This window comes from Streptomyces sp. NPDC048442 (assembly GCF_040651475.1).
Lineage (GTDB): Bacteria > Actinomycetota > Actinomycetes > Streptomycetales > Streptomycetaceae > Streptomyces.
Window position 1 is genome coordinate 70,535 of the sequence record NZ_JBEZKB010000012.1, and the last position, 21,848, is coordinate 92,382.

General features: G+C 71.9%; 21 protein-coding genes. 16 read left to right on the forward strand and 5 right to left on the reverse strand.

The genetic code is table 11. The features are described 5' to 3' along the window. Positions 1–3 precede the first annotated feature (3 nt). The 10 genes from AB0D18_RS19560 to AB0D18_RS19605 all read left to right on the forward strand — a co-directional run bounded on the left by AB0D18_RS19560 (position 4) and on the right by AB0D18_RS19605 (position 11,421). On the forward strand, positions 4–1,428 hold the full coding sequence (locus AB0D18_RS19560; protein WP_362419679.1) for a hypothetical protein: 1,425 nt from the start codon (positions 4–6) through the stop codon (positions 1,426–1,428). Continuing rightward, positions 1,418–2,788 (forward strand): diaminopimelate decarboxylase, encoded by a 1,371-nt coding sequence (gene lysA, locus AB0D18_RS19565; protein WP_362419682.1) that lies wholly within the window; start codon positions 1,418–1,420, stop codon positions 2,786–2,788. The genes AB0D18_RS19560 and lysA overlap by 11 nt, the downstream gene beginning before the upstream one ends. Positions 2,789–2,852: 64 nt before the next feature. Beyond that, positions 2,853–3,137, forward strand: a complete 285-nt coding sequence (locus AB0D18_RS19570) for an acyl carrier protein (RefSeq protein WP_362419685.1) — start codon at positions 2,853–2,855, stop codon at positions 3,135–3,137. Beyond that, positions 3,134–4,084 (forward strand): hypothetical protein, encoded by a 951-nt coding sequence (locus AB0D18_RS19575; RefSeq protein ID WP_362419688.1) that lies wholly within the window; start codon positions 3,134–3,136, stop codon positions 4,082–4,084. The genes AB0D18_RS19570 and AB0D18_RS19575 overlap by 4 nt, the downstream gene beginning before the upstream one ends. Beyond that, positions 4,081–4,749: an acyl-CoA dehydrogenase family protein gene (locus AB0D18_RS19580; protein WP_362419691.1), complete on the forward strand. Its 669-nt coding sequence runs from the start codon at positions 4,081–4,083 to the stop codon at positions 4,747–4,749. Before AB0D18_RS19575 ends, AB0D18_RS19580 begins: the two co-directional genes overlap by 4 nt. Continuing rightward, positions 4,746–5,903: an acyl-CoA dehydrogenase family protein gene (locus tag AB0D18_RS19585; RefSeq protein WP_362419694.1), complete on the forward strand. Its 1,158-nt coding sequence runs from the start codon at positions 4,746–4,748 to the stop codon at positions 5,901–5,903. Before AB0D18_RS19580 ends, AB0D18_RS19585 begins: the two co-directional genes overlap by 4 nt. Then, on the forward strand, positions 5,896–7,320 hold the full coding sequence (locus tag AB0D18_RS19590) for an MATE family efflux transporter (protein ID WP_362419696.1): 1,425 nt from the start codon (positions 5,896–5,898) through the stop codon (positions 7,318–7,320). The genes AB0D18_RS19585 and AB0D18_RS19590 overlap by 8 nt, the downstream gene beginning before the upstream one ends. Beyond that, positions 7,314–8,021: a 4'-phosphopantetheinyl transferase superfamily protein gene (locus AB0D18_RS19595; RefSeq protein WP_362419699.1), complete on the forward strand. Its 708-nt coding sequence runs from the start codon at positions 7,314–7,316 to the stop codon at positions 8,019–8,021. The genes AB0D18_RS19590 and AB0D18_RS19595 overlap by 7 nt, the downstream gene beginning before the upstream one ends. Then, complete coding sequence (locus tag AB0D18_RS19600) at positions 8,018–10,153, forward strand: condensation domain-containing protein (protein WP_362419702.1); 2,136 nt, start codon at positions 8,018–8,020, stop codon at positions 10,151–10,153. The genes AB0D18_RS19595 and AB0D18_RS19600 overlap by 4 nt, the downstream gene beginning before the upstream one ends. Before the next feature lie 2 nt (positions 10,154–10,155). Next, positions 10,156–11,421, forward strand: coding sequence for a cytochrome P450 (locus tag AB0D18_RS19605; RefSeq protein ID WP_362419705.1), 1,266 nt, complete (start codon positions 10,156–10,158; stop codon positions 11,419–11,421). Positions 11,422–11,503: 82 nt separating this feature from the next. On the opposite strand, the gene AB0D18_RS19610 is transcribed toward AB0D18_RS19605, so the two are convergent. Continuing rightward, positions 11,504–12,190, reverse strand: a complete 687-nt coding sequence (locus AB0D18_RS19610) for a DNA alkylation repair protein (RefSeq protein ID WP_362419708.1) — start codon at positions 12,188–12,190, stop codon at positions 11,504–11,506. 38 nt (positions 12,191–12,228) lie between these two features. Further along, entirely contained in the window at positions 12,229–13,668 is a 1,440-nt protein-coding gene (locus AB0D18_RS19615) for an MFS transporter (protein WP_362419711.1), read from the reverse strand. Positions 13,669–13,835: 167 nt separating this feature from the next. Between AB0D18_RS19615 and AB0D18_RS19620 the strand changes: the two genes are divergently transcribed. From AB0D18_RS19620 to AB0D18_RS19630, 3 genes are all read left to right on the forward strand, one after another. Then, entirely contained in the window at positions 13,836–14,441 is a 606-nt protein-coding gene (locus tag AB0D18_RS19620; protein ID WP_362419714.1) for a TetR/AcrR family transcriptional regulator, read from the forward strand. A gap of 153 nt (positions 14,442–14,594) precedes the next feature. After that, positions 14,595–15,443, forward strand: a complete 849-nt coding sequence (locus tag AB0D18_RS19625) for an inositol monophosphatase family protein (protein ID WP_362419717.1) — start codon at positions 14,595–14,597, stop codon at positions 15,441–15,443. Between the two features lie 72 nt (positions 15,444–15,515). Further along, positions 15,516–16,436: a DUF3626 domain-containing protein gene (locus AB0D18_RS19630; RefSeq protein WP_362419720.1), complete on the forward strand. Its 921-nt coding sequence runs from the start codon at positions 15,516–15,518 to the stop codon at positions 16,434–16,436. Here the strand turns inward: AB0D18_RS19630 and AB0D18_RS19635 are convergent. Further along, positions 16,325–17,113: an alpha/beta hydrolase gene (locus tag AB0D18_RS19635; protein WP_362419723.1), complete on the reverse strand. Its 789-nt coding sequence runs from the start codon at positions 17,111–17,113 to the stop codon at positions 16,325–16,327. The two genes, AB0D18_RS19630 and AB0D18_RS19635, sit on opposite strands and share 112 nt — an antisense overlap. Positions 17,114–17,246: 133 nt before the next feature. Here AB0D18_RS19635 and AB0D18_RS19640 point away from each other — a divergent pair, with 133 nt between their 5' ends. Beyond that, positions 17,247–17,780, forward strand: coding sequence for a PadR family transcriptional regulator (locus tag AB0D18_RS19640; protein ID WP_362419725.1), 534 nt, complete (start codon positions 17,247–17,249; stop codon positions 17,778–17,780). Positions 17,781–17,865: 85 nt separating this feature from the next. Here the strand turns inward: AB0D18_RS19640 and AB0D18_RS19645 are convergent, their stop codons facing one another. Beyond that, a complete protein-coding gene (locus AB0D18_RS19645) occupies positions 17,866–18,231 on the reverse strand; it encodes a DUF6223 family protein (protein ID WP_362419728.1) in 366 nt (121 codons plus the stop codon). Positions 18,232–18,457: 226 nt separating this feature from the next. Here AB0D18_RS19645 and AB0D18_RS19650 point away from each other — a divergent pair, with 226 nt between their 5' ends. Both AB0D18_RS19650 and AB0D18_RS19655 read left to right on the forward strand, forming a co-directional pair. After that, positions 18,458–19,660, forward strand: coding sequence for a histidine kinase (locus AB0D18_RS19650; RefSeq protein ID WP_362419731.1), 1,203 nt, complete (start codon positions 18,458–18,460; stop codon positions 19,658–19,660). Beyond that, on the forward strand, positions 19,657–20,352 hold the full coding sequence (locus AB0D18_RS19655) for a response regulator transcription factor (protein ID WP_362419734.1): 696 nt from the start codon (positions 19,657–19,659) through the stop codon (positions 20,350–20,352). The genes AB0D18_RS19650 and AB0D18_RS19655 overlap by 4 nt, the downstream gene beginning before the upstream one ends. A gap of 79 nt (positions 20,353–20,431) precedes the next feature. Here the strand turns inward: AB0D18_RS19655 and AB0D18_RS19660 are convergent, their stop codons facing one another. Continuing rightward, on the reverse strand, positions 20,432–21,706 hold the full coding sequence (locus AB0D18_RS19660; protein WP_362419737.1) for an APC family permease: 1,275 nt from the start codon (positions 21,704–21,706) through the stop codon (positions 20,432–20,434). Between the last annotated feature and the right edge of the window lie 142 nt (positions 21,707–21,848).

Genomic DNA, 21,848 nt, shown 5'->3' on the forward strand with positions numbered 1-21,848 from the left:
AAAATGAGTTCTGAAAGGGGCCCGGTGCGCCGCACTCCCCCACAGCTCTGGTCCGACCGCATACGCTCCGTCCTCACCGGTGCGCCGGACGCGCCCATGGTCCTCCTCGGGAACTTCGAGGTGGAGAACCAGTGGGCCGAGGACGAGCCGGGGCTGCCCCGGGTCGCGGCGAGCGCGACCCGCGAAATGGCCAACCGCATGGACGAGTTCTGCCTGCTGCTCGCCGGGCCGCAGGACCACGTCGTACTCAAGTCGGCCCCGGACCCGGACCACTTGGCGCATCTCGAAGCCCTGGGCCTGGAGCTGCCGCGCATCCTCACGCCGGCCGCCCAGGATCCGCAGCTCACGGTGACCGAGGACGTCCTCGCGGACCCCGCCCTGTGCAAGGAGCTCGGCGCGCTCACGGGGCACCCGGCCCTGTGGCCGCACGGGGTCTCCGTACGCGAGGAGAAGCTCGCCGAACTCGCCGGTCTGCGGCTCGCACTGCCGTCCGCGCACATCTGCAAGGCCGTGAACGGCAAGACGTACAGCCGCGAGGTCGCCACCGCGCTGGGGCTGCGCCAGCCGCACGGCTGGGTCTGCCGGACGGTCGGCGACCTCGCACACGCGGTGGAGGAGGCCGGTGCGCTCCTCGACGGAGGCGGGAGGGCCGTCGCGAAGGACTCCTACGGCGTCTCGGGCAAGGGTCTCCTCGTCGTCTCCGAACGCGCTTCCCTGGAACGCATCGCCAGGAAGATAGCCCGGCGTGCGGAGCGCACCGGCGACGACGGGCTGAGCATGGTCGTCGAGACCTGGGTCGCCAAGCAGACCGACTTGAACTACCAGTTCACCGTCGGCAGGGACGGCTCCTTCACCTTCGACTTCGTCCGCGAGGCCGTCACCGAATCCGGAGTGCACAAGGGCCATCGCATTCCGGCCCGCCTCGATGGAGCCCAGCACGCCGAGCTCGAAGCGGCTGCCCGGCTGATCGGCGAACGCCTCTACGTGGACGGGTACTTCGGCCCGGTCGGAGTCGACGCGATGGTCGATCCCGAGGGCGGCCTCTACCCCCTCGTCGAGATCAACGCCCGCAACAACATGTCGACGTACCAGGAGCGCGTCCGCGACCGCTGCATTCCCGAGGGCAAGGTCGCATTCGCCACCCAGTACCCCGTCACCCTGCGCGGCCCGCTGCCGTTCGCCCGGCTCTCGGACCTCCTCGAAGGCCTGCTGCTGTCCCCCGGCGCCCCCGAGGGGCTCCTCGTCAACAACTACGCCACCGTCAACGCGGCCGCGCACCGGCTGCGGCCCGACGAAGGACGACACACCTTCGACGGCCGTCTCTACGGCATCGCCGTCGCCGGGAGCGACGACCGCCTCGCCGCCCTCGACCAGCAGATCGCCGCACGCCTCGCGGCCTTCACGGAGGAGAACCGCCATGGCCGCTGACCCCACCGAACTCCACGTCCAGGGCCTGCCCGTGTCCGCCCTGGCGGCGGAGTTCGGCACTCCGCTCTACCTCTACGACGCCGACGCGATGACCCGCCAGTACCAGGGCCTGCGGGAGCTGCTGCACCCCGCGGTCGAGATCTTCTACTCCCTCAAGGCCAACCCCAACGTCGCGGTCTGCGCACTGCTGCACTCCCTGGGCGCACGGGCCGAGGTCTCCTCGCTGACCGAACTGGCCACGGCCGGGCGGGCCGGCGTCGCGGCCGACGACATCGTGTTCCCCGGCCCGGGCAAGAGCGCGGAGGAGCTCGTCGCCTGCCTGGACGCGGGGATCGCGGCCGTCGTCTGCGAGTCCCTGGACGAACTGGCGCTGCTCGACCGGCTCGCATCGGAACGCGGGGTCACCGCGCGCGTGGCGCTCCGCGTCAACCCCAGCTTCTCCGTCAAGGGCGCCAAGCTCGTGATGAGCGGCACCAGCAGGCAGTTCGGCATCGACCAGGAGACGCTGCTCGCGCAGAGCGGCCTGGCGGAGCGCTTCCCCTCGGTGCGGCTGGTCGGCATCCACATCTACATGGGCACCCGGGTGCTCGACGAGGGCGTCGTCGCCGAGCACACCGAACGCATCCTGGAGGCCGCCGAGCAGATCGCCGACACCCTCGGCTTCCCCCTCGAACTCGTCGACATCGGCGGCGGGTTGGGCGTGCCGTACTTCGACGGCGAACGCGAGCTGGACCCCGCGGTCCTCACCTCGCTGCTGAACCCGGTGATCGAGAAGTTCACCGCCGGCCGCCCCGGCACGCGCCTCATCATGGAGCTGGGCCGCTACCTGACCGCGCCCGCCGGTACGTACGTCACCCGGGTCCGGTACCTGAAGGAGTCCCGGGGCGAACGGTTCGCCATCGTCGACGGCGGCACCCACCACCACATGGCGGCCGTCGGCATCGGGTCCTACGTCAAGCGCAACTTCCCCATCCGGTTGCTGAACCGCACCGGGGCGGCAGCCGACGAGGTGTGGAACATCGCAGGACCGCTGTGCACGCCCAACGACACGCTGGGCAAGAAGGTCCTGCTGCCGCCCCTCAGGACCGGCGACCTGATCGGAGTGCTCCAGTCCGGTGCGTACGGGCCGAGCGCGTCCCCCGTCAACTTCCTCAGCCACGGCCATCCCGCCGAAGTCCTGGTGCACCAGGGGCGACCGCTGCTGGTGCGGGAGCGGGACCGGCCCCAGGACCTCCTCGCACGGCAGCGGACGTACGACTTCACCGGAGCGTCCGCAGGGGCGCCCGACAGAGCAGCCACGGAGACGTCCGGCGGAACGGCCGCAGGAGCCTTTGGCGCGACGCCCGCCCCCACCGACTGACCACACCCGCAGACCCACGACACCCACCTCATCAAGGCATCGGCCGCAAGGAGCACACACCGCCATGACCACCCACACCGGGCCCTCCGCCGACCTGGCCCGCATCACCCAGACCATGATCACCGCGCTCGCCGAGATGCGCGGCCGGGAGGCCTCCTCCCTCAGCGCCGACACCAGGCTCTTCGACGACCTGGGCTTCGACTCCACCAGCGTCCTCGAACTGCTGATGCGCCTGGAGGACGACCTGGGCTTCGAGTTCGACCCGGAGACGCTGGAGCCCGACGACTTCGAGACGGTCGGCTCGCTCGCGGCCCAGGCCGCCAGGCAGCTCGACGAGCCCGAGCAGTGATCCACACCTCGGTGCCCCCGCGGGTGGCCGCTGCGGGGAGCGCGGCCCCGCCGCCACCGTTGCGCCTCGCGCACGTACGGCGGCGGGACTTCGAGCCGGGCGAAGCCTTCCACGCGCAGGACCGGGAGTACTTCTCGGACCTCGCCGCTTCCGCCCGGCTCCCGGTGGACGAGACCTGCTTCGGTACGGGACGTACGACCTACGCGGCGATGGTCTCGGCGCTGCTGCCCGAACTCGCCCCGTACGACGACGACTTCGACCTCGCCCTGCTCGCACACGCCACCCCCGACTCGACCCCCGGCTGGTCGATGAGCCGGCTCGTACGGTCCACCGCCAGGACCGGGCTCGCGTTCGCGGTCTCCGAGCAGGGCGTCACGTCGCCGTTCGCCGCGCTGCGCATGGCGGTGGAAGGGATACCCGTCGACGGCGCCCGCCGCGCGCTGGTCCTAATCGCCGAACAGAGTGCCGTGGGCCACCGGGGGCCGGTGCCCGAGCCGCTGCGGGCCCGGCACGACACGGCGGTCGCGCTGGTGCTCGACGCATCGGGCCCGCTGGGCGGCCTCGCCGCCGAGCAGCGGACCGGGGTCGAACCCGGCGACGTCTCCCGCGCGCTCACCGGGCACTTGGCGCACCTGGCGCAGAGCGCGGGCGGCACCGAGCGGCCCGTGCTGATCGCCGGTGCGGGTCTGACCGGGAGCTGGGACGGCGTGCCCGAGGGCGTCGACCTGCGCACCACTCCGCCGGGGATGCCCTGCGCCGGGATCTGGGCGGTGCTCGCCGACGAACTCGCCGACCCTCGGCGGGCCGCGCGGACCGTGCTGCTCGCCGAGTACGACGCGCGGTTCGGCTACCTGGGGCTGTGCCGGGTGGATGCCACCGCTCAAGAGGCGAACGCCACCGCTCAAGAGCTGGACACCACGGCTCGAGAAGGAGAGGCACACCCATGACGCGTCGGCACGACACGACACCGGCGGACCTCGCGGATCCGGAGTTCCGGCAGTCGCTCGGCGCGGCGGCGCGGGCGTCGGGCGCGCTGAGCGCCGTCGAGGAGCTGTACCGGGCCGTCCCCGCGGGCGCGCTGCTCAGCGGCCCGGCGGGCCACGCGCTGGTCCCCGCCGCCCGGCTCTCCGGGGTCCCGCCGGTACTTCCCGTAGCGCTGGAGGGCAGCGGCCTGGCGGTCGTACGCACTGATGCTTGCGCCACGGGAGAAGTACCGCCCGCCACGGGGGACGTGCTCACCACGGCCCTCGCGTGGCTGCGCCTCGGGCTGTCCCGGGGGCTGTTCGACGCCTGTGTCGACCACCTCGGCCGACGCACCGTGCACCACGCGCCTTTGCTGCAGCAGCAGTTGATCAAGGGGGCGCTGGCCGACGCGGCCACGGAGCACACGGCGATCGAGACCGTGCTGCTCGCTCCCGTACTCGACGGGGCGACCCTGTGCGACCTGCACCGCCAGCTCACCGGCGCCGACCGGACGCTGCTGCGGCTGCTGGGCGCGTTCGGTTTCACCGCCGAGGGGCCGGGCCGCGCCGCCCTGCTCTCCGAGCTGATCGCCGACGCGTACGCCTGCCACCACCACGCTGAACCAGCTGAACCAGGGGCCACCTTGTGATCGAACTCGACCGGCGTCACGAACTGCTTCGGGCCCAGGCACGCGAATGGTGGGCCGCGTTGCGGCCGCACGCGCTCGACGTGGACCGCGACCCGACCCTGCCCACCCGGCTGCTGCACCACCCGGGGCTCGGCCGCCTCGGCACCCTGCAGATCCCGCCCGCGTACAACCCGGATCCGCTCACCGTCTCCGGGCACCGCTTCTTCCTGACGACCGCCCTGGAACGCGTCGTGTACTACGAGGAGGCCGCCTGCGGCGACCTCGCCACCGCGCTGGCCGCCCCGGGAGCTCCCATGGCGGGCGCCCTGGTGGACGCCCTCGGGGACGAGGAGCAGAAGGAGTGGTTCTACGGCCGGGTGCTCTCCGAACCCACCTGGACCTTCTTCGCCCTGACCGAGCCCGAGCGCGGTTCGGACGCGGCCTCCCTGACGACCTCGCTCACCAGGAAGGCGGGCGAGGGACCGTGGCGGCTGGACGGCACCAAACGGTACGTGGGCAATGCGGTACGCGGCCGGCTGGGCGTGGTGTTCGCGCGCACCGGCAACGGACCGCTCGGTGTCAACGCGGTGCTGGTGGAGGCTGACGCGCCCGGCGTCAAGGCCGAGCCCATCGGCACGCTCGGCCTACGGGGGGCCCAACTCGGCTCCCTCGTACTGGAATCCGTGGAAGTCGCGCCCGAGCGGGTCCTGGGCAGGCACCTGTCGCCCACCCGGCGCGGCATGGCGGGCTGGCTGCGCACCTTCAACCTGCTGCGGCCCGTCGTCGCCAGCATGGGCGTCGGCCTGGCCCGGGCCGCCCACGAGTATGTACGCACCTCTCGCAGCGGCCTCACGCGTGCGGAGCACGACCAACTGGACGGCATGGAGCGCCGGATCGAGGCGGTGCGCCGGCTGACCCGGCGGGCCGCGGTCGCCGTCGACGCGGACGTGTCCGCCGGACAGCTGGCGTCGATGGCCAAGCTGCGCGCGGCCAGGCTCGCGGAGGAAACGGCCTTGCAGGCCCTGGAGTTCTTCGGGCCCGGTGCCCGCTTCGAGCACCCCTTCCTGGAGAAGCTGGCGCGCGACGCACGCGGCGTCGAGTACATGGAAGGCACGGAGAACGTCCAGCGGCTCAGCGTCTTCCGCGGTCTCGTCCGGGGCGGGTTCCGTGGCTGAGAACCAGAAGGACCCGCGGCAGGCCCGGGGCACGCTGCGCATCGCACGCCTCGCCGGTCCCATGGTCGTGGGCGAGATCGTCGGCTACCTCACCATGCTGATCCTGGTGGCGATGGTCGGGCGGATGGGGAGCAACGCCCTGTACGTGCGCTCGCTCTTCCTGCCGCTGGGCATGGTGTTCAGCGCGGTCAACGCGGCTCTCGCGGTGAGCACGCAGGTCGCCTGCTCCCTGAGCAAGGGCAGGGAAGCCCGCGAGGACGTCTTCCCGCTGACCGTGAACATGATGAAGGTCTGGGTGGTCGTCGGGACCTCGCTGACGCTCCTGCTCTCCGTGGGCGCGCCCCTCTTCGCCTCACTGTTCGACGTGCCCGACGCGGCACGGGAGGAGTTCGTCTGGTTCCTGCGCTGGATGTCCGTGGTCAGCCTGCTGGGCTTCGGGCCCGCGCTGTGTGCTTCCGCACTGCGGGGTTTCGGCTTCGCCCGGCAGGGCCTGGTCCTCACCCTGGTCAGTTCCTTCGTCGAGATCGCGCTGGTGGCCTGGCTCGGTCTCGGCACGGGACTCGGGATGCACAGCCTGCCGATCGCGGCCGCCTTCTGCGCCGTCGCGGGCACCGCCGCGGGTCTGTGGCTGCTGCGCCGCGCGGGGCTCTGGTGGCGGGGTCAGCGCGCCCCGTGGCAGTCCGCCGTGCTCCGCCACGTCAAGTCCGTGGGCCTGCCCGTGGGCGCCACCCTCGGCATCATCTCCCTCTACAACCTCGCCCTGGTGTGGGTGCTCGGGCCGTTCGGGGCGGCCGTGGTGGCGGGGTTCTCGACCGCGTCCTCCGTGCAGAGCCTGATCATCATGCCCGCGCTCGTACTGGGCGCGGCCACCGCGATCATCATCAACCAGGAGCGCGGCGCGGGCTCGCACGCGAATCTGGCGCCGACCTACCGCAGCGGCATCCTGCTGTCCTTCGTCGTCTTTGCCGTCATCGCCGTCGTGACGTTCTTCGGCCGGGACCTCATCGCGCAGCTGATGACCGGCGAGAGCGAGACGGCCGCGGGGGCCGCCAGATACCTGGGCATCGTCGGCCTGACCTATGTGGTCGAGGGGCCGGTCCTGGTCGCTCTCACCCTGCTCGAACACATCGGTGGCGGGCGGCGCGCGGTCGTCCTGAACCTCGTCTACTTCGGCGGGAACGTCGCCGTCGGCCGCTGGGCGGTCGCGGTGACCGACAGCCCCGACGGGCTCTACTGGACCGTCGCCATCTCCAACCTGGTCAGCACCATCGCCCTGGTGGCGGCAGCCATGTTCGTACGGAAACTGGTCGCGGAATCCGAACCGGCCGCGGGCTCTCAACCGGCCACGGGCCCCGCACCGGCCGACGGCCCCGAACCCGCCGCCGACTCCAAACCCGCCGGAGAGAAGGCGTGTTGAGGACCGACACCGTCCACATCTGGCGGATCGACCTCGACACGGCCACCGCGGCGGCGGGCGCCCTGCTGCGCACGGCGCTGAGCGAGCCGGAGCGGGACCGGGCTGCCGGTATCGACGACCCGGTCCTGCGCGCCAGGTTCGAGGCCGCGCGCGGTGCGGCGCGCCGCATCCTGGGCCGGTACCTGTCCCGGCCGCCCGACCTGATCGGCTGGCGGACGGGCCGCTGGGGCAAGCCGCACCTCGCGGGCCACGAGGACGCCCTGCGGTTCAGCCTGTCCCACTGCGGCCCGCTCGCACTGCTGGCGGTGACGGGTTCGCGGGACGTCGGGGTGGACCTGGAGCGGCCGGTCCCCGGCCGGAACGTCCTGGCGCTGAGCCGCAGGTACTTCACCGCCGACGAGAGCGCGCTCGTGGCCGGGGCCGCCGAGACCGACCGCGACGGAGTGTTCCTCGCGCTGTGGACCCGCAAGGAGGCCTGCACCAAGGCGGCGGGGACGCGCCTGCTGGGGCACGGCCTGCGGCTCCCGGTCGCGGGACCGCCCCACTCGCGCGGCCCGCTGCGCGTGCACGACCCGGCCGGGCGCCTGCCGGGGTGCTGGTCGGTACGGGACGTACCCGCGCCACCGGGCCACCGGGCCGCGGTCGCCCTGGCAGGTACAGCACCGGCGTACTTGACGATCCGACAGTGGGAGCCGCAGTGAACGAAACACCGACCGGGACGCCTTCCGAGGCACCTGTCGAGATGCCGACCGAGACATCGACCGAGGCACCCGTCGAGGCATCCATCGAAACACCGACCGGGACGCGAAGAGCACCGATGCTCTGGGGCCAGGAGCACTACTGGTTCCTGTACTTCGACGTGCCCTCCTACGGCGCCACCCGGGACTGCGTGAAGATCACCCGCTCCTGGCGCCTGGACGCGCCCGTTCCTGACGACGCCGTCCTCGCATCGCTCAGCACTCTGGTGCGCCGGTACGAGTCCCTGCGGACCCGCTTCCTCCACGACGACACGGGCAGGCCCGTACAGGAAGTGGATCCGCCGTGGACGGCCGCCTTCGAGCTCAGCACCGTGGGCGGCGCCTCGGACGTCCCTGCGGTGGCGGAACGCCTCGCCGCGCGCCCCTTCGACCCCGCCCGGGACAGACCGGTGAGGTTCGCCCTGGTCAGGGAGGAGGACGGGAGCGCCTGGGTGGTGGTGACAGCCATCCACAGCGCCATCGACGGACAGAGCTGGATGGCGCTGGAGCGTGCGTTCCTCGGCCTGGTCGGGGCCCGACCCGACGACGTGCCGCAGCCGGAGGCCCGACAGCCGCGCGAGCAGGCCGAGTTGGACCATTCCGCGGCGCGCTCCCGGTACCGCGAGCGCGTCCGCACGTACTGGCAGGACCGCTACCGGTCGATCCCGCAGGGCATGTTCCCCGACTACCGGCCCGCACCCGTGGGGCACTTCGACGGCTTCGCACCGCCGAGCCCGTACGAACGGGTGACCCTGAGGTCCCGGCGGCTCGCGTTCGCCGCCGAGCGCGTGGCCGCGGCGCACAAGGTGGCCCCCGGTGTCGTCTACCTCGCGGCCTACGGCGCCGCCCTGTCGGCGCTGTCCGGCAACGACCGCTGCGTGGTGTCCATGGACACGGCCAACCGGGCGGACCCGATGCTGTCCGCCGCGGTGGGCTGCTTCTTCCAGCCCGCCCTCGTCGTCTTCGACGTGGCGGCCGGGGACTCGTCGGCGACCCTGCTGACCAAGGTGTTCCGAGCCGTCCTCACGGCGCAGCGGTTCGCGCGGTACTCCTCGCTGGAGATGACGGAGGAGCGCGCCGGGGCGGGCCACGAGCGCGGCATGAACCTGAGGATCGGCGTCACGTACAACTACTTCGCCAGAGCACGGCCGGAACACGCCGACGCCGACGAAGACCTCCGTACTGGCACCGGCACGGAGGACTTCGTCGTCGAGAAGGCCCCCATCGACTGGCAGGACAACAGCGCCGACCTGTATCTCGCGGTGGAGACCGGTGAGGACGGGGTCACGCTGTCGATGCACGGACACACCTCCGTGACGGACGGCGAACGCATCGCGCGCGCCCTGCACGGCATCGGCGCGCTCGTCACCGGCTGGGCCGACGGCACCATCGCCCTGGACACCCCCGTGCACCAACTGCTGGAGCAACTCGGCCTTCTCCGGCGCCGGTTCGGCGAAGGGTGGGTCCAGGTGGACCACGCCTGGGTGGACACCCGGGCCTGCGCCGCACTCATCGCAGGCCTGCCGGGCGTCACGGCGGCCGAGGTCTTCGCAGCGCCCCACAGGGACAGGGACAGGGGCGCGGGGAGCCGGAGGACCGGCCACGACTTGGCCGCAGAAGAGCAACAACCCCCCACGTCACCTCCGGCGAAGCGCCTGATCGCCCACGTCTCGGGAGAGACCACACCGCAGACGCTCCGTACCCAGCTCGCGTCCGCCCTGGCCGACCACCCGTCCCTGGTCCTGCCGCACTGGTTCGTGGTGCGCCGCGACGCGCCGGAGGGAACCACTCCGCAAGCCTGGGCCGCGGCCCCTGTGACGGCGGAGGGCGACGGCTTCCCCTCCCGCCCCGAGCCGCCGCGCACCCCGCAGGAGCGGGCCCTCGCCGATGCGCTCGCCGCCCGGTGCCCCTGCCTCGTGGCCGACATGGCGACCCCCTACCTCCCGGCGGGCGGCAGGACGTCCCTCGCCCCGCTGGTGGTCGACCACCTGTCCGCGGCCGGGTTCGCCGGGATCATCCCGGCCGACCTGCTGGGGCCGCTGCCGCTGCGGGCCGTCGCCGCGAAACTCTCCCCGACCGCTCGTCCCAGGGACTGAAGATGCCTCACACCGACCGCGAAGCGTTCCCCGAGAACCGCTTCGAAGCCCGCCCCGCAACCCTCCCCGAAGCCCCCTCCGACCTGCCCGGTCTCCCCCTGACCCGGCAGTGCCCCTACCACCCGCCGAAGGAGTACGAGGACCTGCGCGCCCGCGGCCCCGTGACGAGGATCCGGCTCTACGACGGGCGCCAGATCTGGGCGGTGACCGGCCACGCCGCCACCCGCGCCCTGCTCGCCGACAACAGGCTCACCGTCGACCGCGACAAGGCCGAATTCCCCAAGCTGGCAAGGATGTTGGCGCTCGGCCGCCCGGACCGCCACCCCGCGATGCGGGCACTGCTGCGCACCGATCCGCCGCTGCACACCGAGCAGCGCCGCGCACTGCTGCCGAGCCTCTCGCTCAAGCGGGTGCAGGGCTGGCGGGCGACCGTCGAAGCCGTCGCGGACGCGCGACTCGACGCGTGGGCGGCCCGGCCGCCGGGCGAATCCGTCGATCTGCTGGCGACGTACGTCCGGCCCTTGGTCACGGCGAGCATGCACACGATGCTCGGCATACCCGAGGACGACCGCGAGCGCTTCCACGACCTGCTCCACCGGCACTTCGACGCCGTACCGCCGCTCGGGGAGTACCTGCTGGCCCTCTGCGAGGCCAAGCAGCGCCGGTCCGACGCGGGGGAGGCCGGGCTCGGCACCGGACTCCTCGACGACCTGGCAGGCCGGGTCCGGGCGGGGACGCTGACGGCCGAACAGTTCGCGCACTACGGCACCGTCCTCATCGTCGCCGGTCAGGACGTCACCGTCAGCACCATCGCGCTCGCCGTCCTGACCCTGCTCAGCCACGAGGACGAACTCGCCCTCCTGCGCACCGGTGAGGCGCCGTGGTCGAACGCGGTGGAAGAGCTGTTGCGCTTCCTGTCCCTGACCGGGGGCCTGGTACGGGTCGCCACCGCCGACATCGAGACGTCGGGCGAGGTCATCCGCCCCGGAGACGGAGTCGTACTGCTCAACCCGGCGGCCAACCGTGACCCCGACGTCTTCGAGAACCCCCACGCGCTCGACCTCCGGCGGGGCGTGCGCAACCATCTCGCCTTCGGCTTCGGCGTCCACCAGTGCGTCGGGCAGAACCTCGCGCGCCTCGACGTCGAGGTCGCACTGCGCAAGCTCTTCGACCGCTTCCCGAAGCTGCGTCTCGCCGTCCCGATCGACGAAGTACCGGTGCGCCAGGGCCTGGTCTTCAGCATCGGCGCACTCCCCGTCGAGCGGTGAGTGCGTCGAGTGCGTCGAGTGCGTCGAGTGCGGTGAGCGTGGTGAGCGTGGTGAGTACGTCGAGCAACAACCGCTCTCGCTGCTACCCGGCGTCGCCCTGCCGACGCACCATCTCGTCGATCCAGACGGGCGCGAACGGAGACGTGCAGCCCGGGGAGGTCGGATAGTCCCTGAGCACCCCCAGGCGCTCGCCGATGCCGATCGCGCGGGTGCGGTGCTCGGCGTGCTCGATCCCGATCTGGGCCAGGCAGTGGTTCATCGCCCACTGCAACCGGTCCGGGGCGTCCTTCATCTCCGCCTCGACGACATCGAGCAGTCCGGCCAGGTCGAGGCCTTCGGGCCGCTTCGCCACGCGTTCGGTGGTCAGCGCCCAGCCCGCGCTCGCGACCACCGGATCCAGATCGGCGAGCCAGGCCAGGCGCAGTTCCTCGGCGTGCGGGCTCTTCTTCACCACGTTGCCCACGAGCCAGTCGTGCACCTTGGGCGTACGCGCCTGGCGCAGCATGGCGTCCAGCTCGTCGCGCTCGAACGCCTTCGGACGGCAGATCAGGATCGCCAGCAGTTTCGCCGCGGTGTCGTCCGTCTCCCAGAGCCGGCCCGCGAGCTCCTGCTGCGTCTTCAGGCGCTTCGCGAGCGCGCGCAGCTTGCCGAGGTTCACACCGTGATCGTCACCGTGCTTCTCGTTCACCGCGCGCACCTTCGGGTCCTCAAGACCGGCCAGCTCGGCCATCACTTCGGCCGTCGCCTCGGCCACCGTCTTCTCGGCCATCCCGGTCTCCTGTCCCTCACCACCTGCGGAATTTCAGCCTACGACGGGGTGGGTGCCGTACGGCGCAGGAACAGTGCCGCGACGAGGACCCCGACGAGCACCAGTGCCGCGTTCACGGCGATGGCGACGCTCACGCCGTCGAGGATCGCTCCCGCGGTGACGGATCCCGCCGTCGTGGCGGCGACGATCGCGGACATGATCGGGGTGCCCATGGTGATGCCGACCTGCTGGGACATGCTGGCCAGGCCGGTGGCGAGGCTCTGTTCGCGGTCGGGGAGGCCGGTGGTGGCGGTGACCATGAAGCCGACGATGACCAGCATGTTGCCGACGCCGCCGAGGAACGTGGCGGGCAGCAGCAGGCCCATGGACGCGGAGGTCGGTCCGAGGAGGAGCAGGATCGCGGTGAAGACTGCCTGGAGCAGTCCGCCGGCGACCAGCGCGGTCAGGGTGGAGGTGCGGGAGATGACCTTCGACGCGAAGACGCCGCCGACGACGGTGCCCAGGCCCAGGACGCCGAAGGAGATCCCTGCGGTGAGGGCGGAGAAGCCGAGGGTCTTCTGCATGTAGAGCGTGAGCAGGTAGACGAGGGAGGTCTCGGTGACGAAGGCGAGCAGGCCGAGCACGTTGCCCCACGCCACGGTCGGCTTCTTCAGGACGTGCAGCGGGACCAGCGGCTGGGCGGCCCTGCGCTCGACGAGGTAGAAGACGTAGAGGAGTACGGCGCCCACGAGCAGGCCCGCGAGGGCGACGGGGTGGGTCCAGCCGTGTTCGCCGGCCTGGGTGAGTCCGTACACGATGCTCAGCAGGCCGAGGGTGACCGAGAGCGCGCCGGGGAGGTCCATCCTGGGGCGGTCGGCGGGGCGGGACTCTTTGATGACGGCGGGTGCGACGAGCAGGACGCCGACGGCGACGGGCACGTTGACGAAGAACGCCCAGCGCCAGGAGAGCAGATCGGTGAGTACGCCCCCGAGGACGGCGCCGGTGGTGAACCCGGCGGACATCAGCGCCCCGTTGAGCCCGAGTGCCTTCTGCCGCAGCGGCCCTTCGGGGAAGGCCGTGGTGAGCAGGGCGAGGCCGGCCGGGGTGGCGGCCGCGGTGGCCAGGCCCTGGGCGACGCGGGCGACGAGGAGTACTTCGGGGCTGGTGGCAAGGCCGCCGACCAGGGAGGACAGGCCGAGCAGTCCGATGCTGGCGAGGAAGATCCGCTTGCGGCCGACCAGGTCGCCGACGCGGCCGAGGAAGAGAGTGAAGCCGGCGGCGCTGAGGGCGAAGGAGGTGGCGATCCACTGGAGGTGGGAGAGGGAGAAGCCGAGGCCGTCGCCGATGGCGGGCAGCGCCACGTTCAGGATCGAGAAGTCGACGGCGAGCATGAACTGGGCGACGAGGAGGACGGCGAGGATCAGCTTGAGGTTGCCGGTGAGCTTTGGTGGCGGGGCGGCAACACCGGGCGGGGTGGGCGCAGTTGTGGTGCTGGACATGGTGGGAGGTTCCCTCCGGGAGAGTTAAACGGGCCTGGAGTCCCGTTACGAACAGAAACCTAGCACCCTCGCCTTTCGTAAGGGAACCTCAGTTCCGATTAGAGTTCTCCTGTACGCACATCCCGTACGCACATCCCGTACGCCCACCCCTGCCGAAGGAGCCAGCAATGACGGAATCCACCGCACCCGGCACCGTCCGTCCCGGCGGTCGCACCGCCCGCGTGCGCGAGGCGGTCCTCAGCGCGGCGGGCGACCTCCTCGCGGAGCACGGCTTCACCGCCCTCGACCTGGCCGAGGTCTCCCGTATCGCGGGTGTCGGCAAGACGACCGTCTACCGCCGCTGGGGAACCCCGGGCGCCCTGGCCGCCGACCTGCTCGACGACATGGCCGAACAGTCCCTCCCCCGCGCCAGGACCGGCAGCGCGGAGGAGGACCTCCGGGAGAACGCCCGCCTCGTCGTCAAGACCCTCACCGACCCCCGCCAGGGCCGCCTCTTCAAGTCCCTGATCGCCGCCTCCCTCTGCAACGAGCAGGCCGCCCAGGCCCTGCACCGCTTCTACGCCGTACGCATCGCCGAGTGGGCGGGCTGCGTCACCGACGCGGTCGAACACGGCGAACTCCCCGCCGGCTCCGACCCGCACCGGGTGGTCGCCGCGGTCTCCGCACCGCTCTACTACGCGTTCCTCAACACGGGCGAACCCCTGGACGAGGCCGCGGCGGGCCGCGCGGCGACGGCGGCGCTAGCAGCGGCGCGCGCGGGGGCGATGAGGTGATACGCCGGCAGCGGGTCGTACGTACCACAGAGTGTCCCCGAGGCGCCCTCTCGACGCAGACCCGCCAACTCGGCGCCGCACACGGGGAGATGAAAGGATCACGGCCATGACTGTCGAATCGGTGATCGTACGCCGGCGCGTCGAGGGCAATCCATGAGCACCAGCGCGGTCTCCGACGCTCAACTCGCCCTGTCCGCAGCCCAGTCGGGCGCTTCCGTGGTGCGCGAAATGTTCGGGACGCCGCTGGCGCGGGTCGAGAAGTCCGCCGGTGATTTCGCGACTGCCGCGGACCTCGCGGCGGAGCAGACCATCCTCGACGTCCTGCGCACCGCGCGGCCCGACGATGCCGTGACGGGCGAGGAGAGCGGCCGTACCGGCGCGTACGGCGCGCGGCGCCGATGGCTGGTCGACCCGTTGTGCGGCACACTCAACTACGCCGTGCGCAGCATGCTGGTCGCGGTCAACGTCGCTCTGCGGGTGGATTCCGGCGCCGCATCCCGCACCACGGCGGCCGCGGCCGCCGACCCGTTCTCGGACGAGGTCTTCTGGACCGACGGCGTACGCGTCCAAGTCCGCCGGAACGGCACGGACGAGGCGCCGGCTCCCTCGGCCGCCTCCCGCCTGGTGGACCTCAACCTCGACCCGCCGTTCCCCCACGCCCCGGGCTTCCGGGCCGTTCACCTCCTCAACTCCCCGGACTTCGCCGAACACTTCAGGCCGCGGGTCGTCTCCACCACCCTGGCCCTGGCCTGGGTCGCCGCCGGCCGGCGGGCCGCGTACGTCACGGACGGCGGCGATCTGCGCGACAGCGTGCACTTCGCGGCCGGGATCGCCCTGTGCGAAGCCGCCGGCTGCGTGGTGACCGGCATCGACGGCCAACCGCTGGGCTCCGGTACGGGTGGCCTGATCGCGGCGGCCGACCGGCAGACGCACACCACCTTGCTGGAACTGACCAGGGGTGGGGTGGGGGGAAGGCGCCGGGGTCGGCACGACGGATCCTGACCCACCGCTCGGCCGTCGGCGCCCGAGGTATTCACATGCGCCACCACCGCCCCCCACGGCACAATTCCCCGCATGCACCTGGACACACCCCGGCCCTCGCAGCAGCACGCGCTCCGCCACGTAGAAGCCCTGTCTTCGGGCGGGCCGCTCGACACCCGGCTGCGCCTCACGCTCAACTTCCACCCGGACCGCCCGGCCGGCGGACGGCCGATCCTGGAGAAGCTGGCGGACGACGGAACGTACCTCTCCCAATTCGTCACGGGGACCAGCAACGGAGGGCTGACGGCCCGTCCGGGCGGCGATCGGTGGCGCTGGGAGAGCCGGATCTTCGGCGGCGCGTACGACCGCGCCCCCGCCCACGAACGCCCCGTTTACGGCGCGTTGAACTTCCGGCACCAGGCCGTCGGAGCAGCGCCGCGCTTCGGTTCGGCCCACCTCAGGCTGACCGCGCGAAGCCTTTTCCGGACCACGTTCTGCTACCCGGACAGCTTCACCGAGCCCTCCGCCTTCGGTGTCGCCTCGCGGATGTCGCTCATCGAACTCGCCGAGGCCGACGACCAGGACGCGCTCGACGACTACATCGAGGCCCAGGTACACGGCCCCGTGAGGCTCGACCGCGACGTCGAGGCCCTGGTCCTGGATCCGAGTTTCCGCGACACGGCGGTGGAGGCCGCCGCACGCCGCCTCCCGTTCCCCGTCGAGTGGCACCCCGGCCTGCGCCTCACCGTCGCGCAACTGCGCCGCCACCCGGACTACCGGGGCCAGGAGTACGTGGACCTGGGCGCCGAGATCGCCGAGGCCGGCCACCTCGACCCCCGCATCGTCGGAGACGCCGCCCGCACCGGCCGGTACGACCCGCAGGCCCTGAAGAAGGTCTGGCACTACCTGGCCCGCTTCGGCTCCCCGGTTTCCGCGCAGCCGGTTTCCGCGACGGCCGCCGCGAACGCGGCCGGGTTGTCGAACATGACGTTGTGGCCCGCTTCCGGCGCGTAAACGATCTGCACCCCTGCGGCGAGCAGGCCGTCCGCGCCCGGGAGTTCGCCGCTGCGTGAGCCCTGGACGTACATCCGGTCGATCTTCAGGTCCTCCAGCATGCGACGCATGGTGGGCCGGGTCCCGCGGACGAGTCCCATGGCGCAACGGTGCAGGGCGAGGGGGTCGGCGAGGCGCATGGTGGCCGCCCACAGGGGGGCGATCCTCGCCAGTACGCGCGCGTGGCCGCCGCCCGTCACGAACTCGTCCTCGGTGTAGCTCGCGATACCGCTGCTGCCCGCTCCGGCCGGCGGGTTCGGGTCGAGATTGCCCTCCGTGACGACGAGCCGCGAGACGAGGTCGCCGCGCCGGTGGGCGAGGACGATCGCGACGGCGCCTCCCATGCTGTGCCCGACGATCTCGGCCCCGGCGACCCCTGCCGCGTCGAGGGCCGCAGCGAGCGCGTCCGCGTGCTCCTCCAGCGTGTAACCGAAGTCGGCAGGCCTGTCGCTGATGCCGTGTCCGGGCAGATCGACGAACAGCGAGCGCCGCCCGGCCAGTTCGGCCCTGGCCGCGATGTGTGCGTGATACACGGTCGAGGCCGAGCCGAGCCCGTGCAGGTACACCCGCGCGGGCCCCGCCCCGTCGACCTCGGTCCAGCGGATACAGCTGTGCGCCGTGAACAACGCCTGCCTCATGGCCCTGCCCTCCATTTTCCCGTTCGGTTCCCGTCGGCTCGTCGTCCCACCGACCATCGAGACTATACATCGGTCACGTAGTACTACGTGACCGATGTATTACGCAGTCGGCGGCGTGCGCCAGAATGAGGGCATGCTGGAGCTCGCCATCCTCGGTTTTCTCTACGACGCCCCCCTGCACGGCTACGAGCTGCGCAAACGCATCACGGCGCTGACCGGACACGTCCGCCCGGTCGCGGAGAGCACCCTGTATCCGGCCATCAAACGACTGGAGAAGGCCGGACTGCTCGCCCGTGAGACGCAACCCGGATCCGCGGCCGCACCACGGCACGTCCTCGACCTCACCGAGGAGGGCCGCGACGAACTGCGGCGCAGACTGCGGGAACCCGCCAGGTCCGACATCACCGACGAAAACCGCTGGTTCACCGTGCTGGCGTTCCTGCGCCACTTGGACTCACCCCAGGAGCAGGCGGACGTACTGCGGCGCAGGCTCGAGTTCCTGGAGGAGCCGGCCAGTTTCTTCTACGAGGGTGAACGCCCGCTCCGCGCCGAGGAGTTGGAGGATCCGTTCCGCCGCGGCATCCTCACCATCGCCCGTGCCACCAGCCGGGCCGAACTGACCTGGCTGCGCGACACGCTGGCCTCCCTCGGCACGGAAGACCACTGACGCACGCGGCCGACGGCCACGGACGCACGCCGCGGACGACCACTGACGCACGCCGCCGACGGCCACGGACGTACACCGCATCGGTCTACCGCGGACCGCCGTGGGCCGGCGCGGTACGGCGGGAGCGGGTCAGGGCCAGCCCGCCCAGCGCCGTGGCGATCAACCCCACCACCAGCGCCACGATGGCTCCGCCCAGCCCATTGCCGGTACCGAGGCCGCCCTCGGAGGTCGCTGTCACCAGCCCGCCGAGCGCCATGGCGACCGGTCCGGCCGACAGGGCCACGATCGCTCCCCACCGTCCCTTCTCGATGCCGAACCGGCCGGTCGGGCGGGTCAGGGCCAGCCCGGCGACGACCGCTCCGATCAGCCCCAGCACGGCGGCCGTGGTGGCCCCGAGGCGACCGGCGCTCATGGTGTAGATGCTGGCGGCGAGGGCCCCTGCTGAGTCCATGTCCTTCTCCTCTTCCGTATGTTTCGTACGTTTCGTATGTCGACCGAGCTTGTCTGCCGGACACCTCTCCGGTCGTCCTGCAGGAGCAGTCAGTTCGTGCTGCCGCAGCCGGCGCATCCTGCCGCTGCCGATACCGCCGCGGCAGCAGACGTACTGCGTACGTGGTAGCCAACTGCTCGTCCACGAGCGGGATTCACCCGCGGCCCCCTCCGGCTAGGGTCCGCGTATGACCACAGGACGGTTCGGTGTGCGAGCCGATGTCAGGGACTGGGCGATCGCCGTCGGCGTAGCGGTGGCGCTCCTGCTGACCGGGCTGTCCGGGCAGCACTCCGCCACGGGTGTCGGCCTGCTCGGCCACGCGCTCCTGGTGGCCGGCGGTCTGGCTCTCGCCGCCCGCAGCCGGGCTCCGGTTCCGGTGCTGGCCGTCACCGGCCTGTGCGCGCTGGGTTACCAGGCCGCCGGTTTCGACGTACCGGCCGTCGCCTACCTGTTCGCGGTGTACGCCGCCGTACGGGCGGGACACCGCACGCTCACCCTCGTGGCGAGCGTGCTCCTGCTGGCCGCACTGCCGCTCGCGGCCCTGGCCTCGCTGCACGACACGGGCGCGGCGTTCGCACAGGCCCGGGGCGCCCTGGAGATCGCCTGGCTGATCGCGGCCGGCGCCGCGGGGGAAGCCCTGCGGCAGGCCGAGCGGCGGGCGGACGAGGCCGAGCGCACCCGGGAGGAGACCGCGCGGCGCCGCGCCGACGAGGAACGGCTGCACATCGCGCGGGAGTTGCACGATTCGCTCACGCACCAGATCTCCGTCATCAAGGTGCAGGCCGAGGCCGCCGTCCACGTGGCCCGCAAGCGGGGCGAACCGGTTCCGGCGGCTCTCCTGGCGATCCTGGAGGCCGGCCGTGAGGCGTCCCGGGAACTGCGCGCGACCCTGGAGGCGCTGCGCGACGACGACAGCAGCCCGCCGCACGGCCTCGACCACGTCGCGGACCTGGTGGAACGGGCCCGGAGCACCGGCCTGGACGCGACGCTGACGATCGAGGGGCAACGCCAGGACGTGCCGGCCGCGGTAGAGCGGACCGTCTACCGGATCGTCCAGGAATCGCTCACCAACATCGCCCGCCACGCCGCTGCCACTACGGCGTCGGTCCGGATCGACTACCGCCAGGACGCCCTCACCGTACGAGTCGACGACGACGGCAGGGCCGCCGCGCCTGCCACCGCCCCGACATCCGGTGTCGGACTGCTCGGCATGCGCGAACGCGTCACGGCCCTCGGGGGCCGCCTGCGCGCGGAACCGCGCGGTGAGGGCGGCTTCACCGTCCAGGCCGAACTCCCCGTGGCCCGACTTTCGACGAACCGACCCCCCGTGGACCGGCCCCCCGTGGACCGGCTCCCCGCCGACCGGCTCCCCCTGGACCGCACGTCATGATCCGTGTCCTGCTGGTCGACGACCAGCCGCTTCTGCGCAGCGGATTCCGTGCGCTCCTCGACGTCGAGGACGACATCGAGGTGGTGGCCGAGGCCTGTGACGGCAAGGAGGGCCTGGAGCTCGCCAGACAGCACCTGCCCGACGTCGCGCTCGTCGACATCCAGATGCCGGTCGTCGACGGCATCGAGGCGACCCGGCTCATCGCCGCGGATCCGGCCCTGGCCCAGGTGCATGTCGTCATCCTGACCAACTACGGCCTGGACGAGTACGTCTTCGACGCGCTGCGGGCCGGCGCCGCGGGATTCCTCGTCAAGGACATCGTGCCGGAGGACTTCCTGCACGCCGTACGGGTCGCCGCGCGCGGCGACGCCCTGCTCGCACCGTCGATCACCCGCAAACTGATCCACCGGTACGTCACCCAGCCCCGCCACACCGGCGCCGCCACGGAACTGGCAGGACTGACCGGCCGCGAACGCGAGGCAGTAGCCCTGGTCGCGCAGGGCCTCTCCAACGACCAGATCGCCGCCCGCATGGTGATCAGCCCACTGACCGCGAAGACCCACATCAACCGTGCCATGACCAAGCTCCACGCCCGTGACCGGGCCCAACTCGTGGTCATCGCCTACGAATCCGGTCTGGTCACCCCGGGGAGCCACGGAGAGCGACGTAGAGACGAGACTCCGTGGCACTGAAACCAGCCGGCGCTGAAACCAGCCGTGGCACTGAAACCGGCCGTAGCACTGAAACGGGCTGTAGCACTGAAACCGGCCGCTACGCCCCGCGGCTCGCCAGAGCACGCCGTACCCCGTACACAGCCACACCCGCAGCGAGTACCGCGGCCCCCGTGACGACCGAGGCCGGCGGCAGGGCGAAGGCCAGGAGCAGGCAGCCCGCCAGACCGGCGAGCGGAATGATCCGGGCCGGGCGTCCTTCGGCCGAAGTCAAGGTCAGGGCGGACGCGTTGGCGACGGCGTAGTAGGCCAGCACGCCGAACGAGGAGAAGCCGATCGCTCCGCGCACGTCCGTCGTCGCCGCCACCGTGGCGACCACGGCGCCCACCACCAGCTCGGCCCGGTGCGGGACCCGGAACTTGGGGTGGACGGCGGCCAGGGCGTGCGGAAGGTGCCGGTCGCGGGCCATGGCCAGCGTGGTGCGGGAAACACCGAGGATCAGCGCGAGCAGCGAACCGACCGCGGCCACCGCCGCGCCGACGCGCACCACCGGTACCAGCCAGTCGGCCCCAGCGGCCTTGGCCGCGTCCGACAACGGCGCGACGGCCGCGCCGAGTTGCTGCGGCCCCAGCACCGACAGGACCGCGACGGCCACGAGCGCGTAGACGACGAGGGTGATTCCCAGCGCGATCGGGACGGCTCGTGGAATGGTGCGGGCGGGATCGCGGACCTCCTCGCCGAGGGTCGCGATGCGGGCGTAGCCGGCGAACGCGAAGAACAGCAGGCCGGCCGCCTGCAGCACCCCGCCGAAGGTGGCGTCCGCACCGGCGCCCAGCCGGCCCGCGTCCGCGGCACCGGAGGTCAGGGACGTGACCACCACCACGGCGAGCATCGCCAGGACCACGGCCACGACGACCCGGGTCAGCAGCGCGGACTTCTGCACCCCCGTGTAGTTCACCGCGGTCAGTGCCACCACCGCGGCGACCGCCACGGCGTGTGCCTGCCCCGGCCAGACGTACGAACCGACGGTGAGTGCCATCGCCGCGCACGAGGCGGTCTTGCCCACCACGAACGACCACCCGGCCAGGTACCCCCAGAACTCGCCCAGCCGCTCGCGGCCGTAGACATAGGTACCGCCGGACGCCGGGTAGAGGGCGGCCAGCCGGGCCGATGACGTCGCGTTGCAGTAGGCCACGACGGCCGCCAGAGCCAGCCCGGTCAACAGCCCCGAGCCTGCGGCGCGGGCCGCAGGCGCGAGCGCGACGAAGATCCCCGCACCGATCATCGATCCGAGGCCGATCACCACGGCGTCGGACACCCCGAGGCGCCGCCGCAGCTCGTCCGGTAGCCCCGCGGGAGTTGGCGGGTGGGACATGAGCTCGCTCCTCCGGTGCGTACGCGACGCACCTCTTCGCCTCTTGCGCTCGCCTCTTGCGTCCGCCTCTTACGGGCTTCAACCCAGTCCGAAGCCTCTGACAGGCTTCGATGTGTCGGCCGACGATATCGGAGGATGCGCG